Genomic DNA, 6,000 nt, shown 5'->3' with positions numbered 1-6,000 from the left:
GGCGGTGTCGCCTTCGGCGGTGTCGCCTTCGGCGGTGTCGCCTTCGGCGGTGTCGCCTTCGGCGGTGTCGCCTTCGGCGGTGTCGCCTTCGGCGGTGTCGCCTTCGGCGGTGTCGCCTTCGGCGGTGTCGCCTTCGGCGGTGGGCGGGGCCGTCAGCGGACCGTGCCGCCCAGTTGGTCCGGGGCCTGGTCGCCCGCCAGGAAGGCGGGCATCGCGTCCTCGCGCATCGCCTGCCACAGGGGGGCGCACGCCTCCTCGTCGAGGAGGACGACGGACTGGCCCTCAATCATGTCCGTGCCGGTCACGGGGGCGTTCATGAAGTGCACGTCGGAGGTGCGCACGCCGCGCAGGTCCCACAGCAGGCCGCGCAGCTCGCCGTTGCTGAGCTGGTCGTCCACGCTGACGACGTCGTCCACGGTGTTCAGCAGGCCGTTGACCCGGCCCATGTCCGTGAGCGTGCCGCTGCTGAGCACCCGGCTCATCAGGGAGCGGAGGAACGCCTGCTGCCGCCGCGTGCGGTCGAAGTCGCCGCCGGGGAGCGAGTACCGCTCGCGGACGTACTCCAGGGCCTGCTCGCCGTCCATGTGCCGCCCGTCCAGGTCCACGCCGCCCACCGCGTCGGTCAGCGAGCGGAAGCCGGACCAGTCCAGGACGGCCAGGTGGTCCACCCGGACGCCGGTCAGGTCCTGGATCGTGCGGACCATCAGCTGGGGGCCGCCCCAGGAGTAGGCGGCGTTCAGCTTGGCCCTTCCGTGCCCGGGGATGTCCACCCAGGTGTCGCGCGGGAGCGAGACCAGGGAGGCGCTGCGGCGGTCGCCCGAGATCTGGAGCAGCATCATCGTGTCGCTGCGGGCCGCGCCCGCCTGCCAGGCCGGGCCGGGCTCGGGCGTCTCGTCCGCGTCCAGGCCCACCAGCAGGTAGACCAGCGCGTCGCCGGCGGCGCGGGGCGGCTGCTCCTCCTCGGGCAGCGTGGGCAGCGCGTCCGGGATGCGGTCGATCGAGTCGAGCGCCTGCTCGGTGCGCCACCAGGCGTAGCCGGCCCCGGCGAGCACCAGGACGAGCACGGCGGCCAGCGAGCCGATCAGGACGCGCAGCCAGACGCGTCTTCGGCGCGGGCTCGCGCCGGGGCCGGGCGCGGGGCCGGCTTCGGTATCGTCGTGAGAGCCGCCGTTCCCCCCGGTGGCGGCCGTTTCCTCCGCCGCGGCGGGGGCGGTCTCTGTTTCCCCTCCGGTTTCCATGGAGCCATTGTGGGGCCGCCGGGGCTTGTTTTGACCCGGGGCCCCGGGCTGGGTACGCTCTGACCTTGTGCCTGGGGTGTTCCCTGCGCTCTTTCAGTCCGCACAGGAACTCCGGGATCTGCATCCGCTCCCCGTATCACGCGGGATTCGGCCCCTGCAGCCTTCCGACACACCCGACCGCGTGGGTCGGAGATGTGGCCCAGGTTAGCGTCATCGAAACGGAGAAACCGGAGAAACGGTGCCAACGATCCAGCAGCTGGTCCGCAAGGGCCGGCAGGACAAGGTCGAGAAGAACAAGACGCCCGCGCTCGAGGGGTCCCCCCAGCGCCGCGGCGTCTGCACGCGTGTGTTCACGACCACCCCGAAGAAGCCGAACTCGGCCCTCCGCAAGGTCGCCCGTGTGCGTCTGAGCAACGGCATCGAGGTCACCGCCTACATTCCGGGGGAGAACCACAACCTTCAGGAGCACTCCATCGTGCTGGTGCGCGGTGGCCGTGTGAAGGACCTGCCGGGTGTTCGCTACAAGATCATCCGCGGCTCCCTTGACACCCAGGGCGTCAAGAACCGCAAGCAGGCCCGCAGCCGCTACGGCGCCAAGAAGGAGAAGTAAGCATGCCTCGCAAGGGCCCCGCCCCGAAGCGTCCGGTGCACATCGACCCGGTCTACGGCTCTCCTCTGGTGACCTCCCTGATCAACAAGGTGCTGCTGAACGGCAAGCGCTCCACCGCCGAGCGCATCGTCTACGGCGCCATGGAGGGGCTGCGCGACAAGACCGGCAACGACCCGGTCATCACGCTCAAGCGCGCTCTGGAGAACGTCAAGCCGACCCTGGAGGTCCGCTCCCGCCGCGTCGGCGGCGCCACCTACCAGGTGCCGGTCGAGGTGCGCCCCGGGCGTTCCTCCACTCTCGCGCTGCGCTGGCTGGTGGGCTACTCCCGCGCGCGCCGCGAGAAGACCATGACCGAGCGGCTGATGAACGAGCTGCTCGACGCCTCGAACGGCCTCGGTGCCTCCGTGAAGAAGCGTGAGGACACCCACAAGATGGCCGAGTCCAACAAGGCGTTCGCGCACTACCGCTGGTAGTCGCTACCCCATCGAGACCGAGAGAAGAATGAAGCCAGATGGCTACCACTTCACTTGACCTGGCCAAGGTCCGCAACATCGGGATCATGGCCCACATCGACGCGGGCAAGACGACGACCACCGAGCGGATCCTGTACTACACCGGCGTGAGCTACAAGATCGGTGAGGTTCACGACGGCGCGGCCACCATGGACTGGATGGCCCAGGAGCAGGAACGCGGCATCACGATCACCTCCGCCGCGACCACCTGTCACTGGCCGGTCGACGAGACCGACCACACCATCAACATCATCGACACCCCGGGCCACGTCGACTTCACGGTCGAGGTGGAGCGTTCCCTGCGCGTCCTCGACGGTGCCGTCACGGTGTTCGACGGCGTGGCCGGCGTCGAGCCCCAGTCCGAGACGGTCTGGCGCCAGGCCGACCGTTACGGCGTACCGCGCATCTGCTTCGTGAACAAGCTGGACCGCACGGGGGCCGACTTCTTCCGCTGCGTCGACATGATCGTCGACCGGCTCAGCGCCACCCCGGTGGTCATGCAGCTGCCGATCGGCGCCGAGGCGGACTTCAAGGGCGTGGTCGACCTCGTCCGTATGAAGGCCCTGGTGTGGTCCGAGGAGACCAAGCTCGGCGAGATGTACGACGTCGTCGACATCCCCGAGGACCTTCAGGCCCAGGCCGAGGAGTGGCGCGGCAAGCTGGTCGAGGCCGTGGCGGAGAACGACGAGGAGATGATGGAGCTGTACCTGGAGGGCGAGGAGCCCTCCGAGGAGCAGCTCTACGCGGCCGTGCGCCGCGTCACCCTCGCCTCCACCAGCGGCGAGACCGACACGACCGTCACGCCGGTCTTCTGCGGCACCGCGTTCAAGAACAAGGGCGTGCAGCCCCTGCTCGACGCGGTCGTGCGCTACCTTCCCTCCCCCCTGGACATCGAGGCCGTCGAGGGCCACTCGCCCCGCGACCCCGAGCAGGTCATCCTCCGCAAGCCCTCGGAGGAGGAGCCGCTGGCCGCCCTGGCGTTCAAGATCGCCAGCGACCCGCACCTGGGGAAGCTCACCTTCATCCGGCTCTACTCCGGCGTGCTCACCGCGGGCGCGCAGGTGCAGAACTCCGTGAAGGACAAGAAGGAGCGCATCGGCAAGATCTACCGGATGCACGCCAATAAGCGCGAGGAGATCGACCGCGTCGGCGCCGGTGACATCGTGGCCGTGATGGGTCTGAAGCAGACCACCACGGGCGAGACGCTCTGCGACCCGTCCAGCCCCGTCATCCTGGAGTCGATGGACTTCCCGGCCCCGGTCATCGAGGTGGCCATCGAGCCGAAGTCCAAGGGCGACCAGGAGAAGCTGGGCATCGCGATCCAGCGGCTGGCCGAGGAGGACCCGTCCTTCCAGGTCAAGGCCGACCAGGAGACCGGTCAGACGATCATCTCCGGCATGGGCGAGCTGCACCTCGACGTGCTGGTCGACCGGATGAAGCGTGAGTTCAAGGTCGAGGCCAACGTCGGCAAGCCGCAGGTGGCCTACCGGGAGACGCTCCGCAAGAGCGTCGAGAAGCACGACTACACGCACAAGAAGCAGACCGGTGGCTCCGGTCAGTTCGCCAAGGTGCAGATTGCCCTGGAGCCGCTGGAAGGCGACGGGTACGAGTTCGAGAACAAGGTCACCGGTGGCCGTATCCCGAGGGAGTACATCCCTTCGGTGGACGCCGGCTGCCAGGAGGCGATGGAGTTCGGCGTGCTCGCCGGCTACCCGCTGACGGGCGTCAAGGTGACCCTGCTCGACGGCCAGTACCACGACGTGGACTCCTCCGAGATGGCCTTCAAGATCGCCGGTTCCATGGCGTTCAAGGAGGCCGCGCGGAAGGCGGGCCCGGTGCTTCTCGAGCCGCTGATGGCCGTCGAGGTCACCACGCCCGAGGACTACATGGGTGACGTGATCGGCGACATCAACTCCCGCCGTGGCCAGATCCAGGCCATGGAGGACCGCAGCGGTGCCAAGGTCGTCAAGGCACTGGTTCCGCTGTCCGAGATGTTCGGTTACGTCGGTGACCTGCGCAGCAAGACCTCGGGTCGCGCGAGTTACAGCATGCAGTTCGATTCCTACGGCGAGGTTCCGCGGAACGTCGCCGAGGAGATCATCGCGAAGGCCAAGGGCGAGTAACCGCCTAAGCTGGAGCACGGGGCATCCGGGGGCATTCCGCCCCCGGTGCCCGCCCTATTCGCGAACGGGTCAAGGGAGTCCCCTCGGGGTCCTGACCGGTTCGGTCGACCAAACTGATCCTTCCGCGAGACGCGGGGGGCGTACAGCACCAGTCCACAGGAGGACCCCAGTGGCGAAGGCGAAGTTCGAGCGGACTAAGCCGCACGTCAACATTGGCACCATCGGGCACATCGACCACGGCAAGACCACCCTTACCGCGGCGATTACCAAGGTGCTTCACGACGCGTACCCGGACGTGAACGAGAGCTTCGCGTTCGAGAACATTGACAAGGCTCCGGAGGAGCGTCAGCGCGGTATCACCATCTCCATCGCGCACGTCGAGTACCAGACGGAGAGCCGTCACTACGCTCACGTTGACTGCCCGGGCCACGCGGACTACATCAAGAACATGATCACCGGCGCGGCCCAGATGGACGGCGCCATCCTCGTGGTCGCCGCCACGGACGGCCCGATGCCGCAGACCAAGGAGCACGTGCTCCTGGCCCGCCAGGTCGGCGTTCCGTACATCGTGGTCGCCCTGAACAAGGCCGACATGGTGGACGACGAGGAGATCATGGAGCTCGTCGAGCTCGAGGTCCGTGAGCTGCTCACGGAGTACGAGTTCCCCGGCGACGACGTGCCCGTGGTCAAGGTCTCCGCGCTGAAGGCGCTGGAGGGCGACCCGGAGTGGGCCAAGACCGTCCTCGAGCTGATGAAGGCCGTGGACGAGGCCATCCCGCAGCCCGAGCGCGACGTCGACAAGCCCTTCCTGATGCCGATCGAGGACGTCTTCACGATCACCGGCCGCGGCACCGTCGTGACCGGCCGCATCGAGCGCGGCATCCTCAAGGTCAACGAGACTGTCGACATCATCGGCATCAAGGAGACCAAGGCGACGACCACGGTCACCGGCATCGAGATGTTCCGCAAGCTCCTCGACGAGGGCCGCGCGGGCGAGAACGTCGGCCTCCTCCTCCGCGGCATCAAGCGCGAGGACGTGGAGCGCGGCCAGGTCATCATCAAGCCGGGTTCGGTCACCCCGCACACCGAGTTCGAGGCGACCGCGTACATCCTGTCGAAGGACGAGGGTGGCCGTCACACCCCCTTCTTCAACAACTACCGTCCGCAGTTCTACTTCCGGACGACCGACGTGACCGGCGTCGTGCACCTCCCCGAGGGCACCGAGATGGTCATGCCGGGCGACAACACCGACATGCGCGTGGAGCTGATCCAGCCCATCGCCATGGAGGAGGGCCTGAAGTTCGCCATCCGCGAGGGTGGCCGGACCGTGGGCGCCGGCCAGGTCACCAAGATCCTGAAGTGACCTAGCCGCTGCGGCGGCACGCTCGACGGGCCCCGGCCCGCGCGCCAGACGCGCGGGGCGGGGCCCGTTCGCGTGCCCGGACACCGGCCCGGGACGCCCGGCCCCGGCGCCCCGCGGCGTTCTCGCTCCCGCCGCCCGTCGGCCGTTCGGCGCG

5 protein-coding genes and 1 pseudogene are annotated in these 6,000 nt (G+C 68.4%); 5 read left to right on the top strand and 1 reads right to left on the bottom strand.

Going from position 1 to position 6,000, the window contains the following annotated elements; genetic code table 11:
* A pseudogene (locus RM780_RS27850) lies at positions 1 to 113 on the top strand (pentapeptide repeat-containing protein); the annotation flags it as partial.
* 39 nt (positions 114 to 152) lie between these two features.
* Here RM780_RS27850 and RM780_RS16770 read toward each other — a convergent pair.
* Positions 153 to 1,238 carry an LCP family protein gene (locus tag RM780_RS16770; RefSeq protein ID WP_311631537.1) on the bottom strand — a complete coding sequence of 362 codons (1,086 nt, stop codon included), beginning with the start codon at positions 1,236 to 1,238 and terminating at the stop codon, positions 153 to 155.
* Positions 1,239 to 1,476: 238 nt separating this feature from the next.
* Here RM780_RS16770 and rpsL point away from each other — a divergent pair, with 238 nt between their 5' ends.
* From rpsL to tuf, 4 genes are all read left to right on the top strand, one after another.
* Positions 1,477 to 1,848: a 30S ribosomal protein S12 gene (gene rpsL, locus RM780_RS16765; RefSeq protein ID WP_049572471.1), complete on the top strand. Its 372-nt coding sequence runs from the start codon at positions 1,477 to 1,479 to the stop codon at positions 1,846 to 1,848.
* Positions 1,849 to 1,850: 2 nt separating this feature from the next.
* The gene (gene rpsG, locus RM780_RS16760; protein ID WP_049572475.1) at positions 1,851 to 2,321 is read left to right on the top strand and encodes a 30S ribosomal protein S7; all 471 of its coding nucleotides are present in this window, start codon (positions 1,851 to 1,853) and stop codon (positions 2,319 to 2,321) included.
* A 38-nt stretch (positions 2,322 to 2,359) separates the two neighbouring features.
* Complete coding sequence (gene fusA / locus RM780_RS16755; RefSeq protein WP_311631536.1) at positions 2,360 to 4,483, top strand: elongation factor G; 2,124 nt, start codon at positions 2,360 to 2,362, stop codon at positions 4,481 to 4,483.
* Between the two features lie 169 nt (positions 4,484 to 4,652).
* Entirely contained in the window at positions 4,653 to 5,846 is a 1,194-nt protein-coding gene (gene tuf, locus RM780_RS16750; RefSeq protein WP_311631535.1) for an elongation factor Tu, read from the top strand.
* Positions 5,847 to 6,000: the final 154 nt, after the last annotated feature.

The organism is Streptomyces boetiae, assembly GCF_031845405.1.
Taxonomy (GTDB): Bacteria; Actinomycetota; Actinomycetes; order Streptomycetales; family Streptomycetaceae; genus Streptomyces; species Streptomyces boetiae.
Note: the sequence above shows the minus strand (reverse complement) of the source record. Positions and strands in the feature narration are given on the sequence as shown.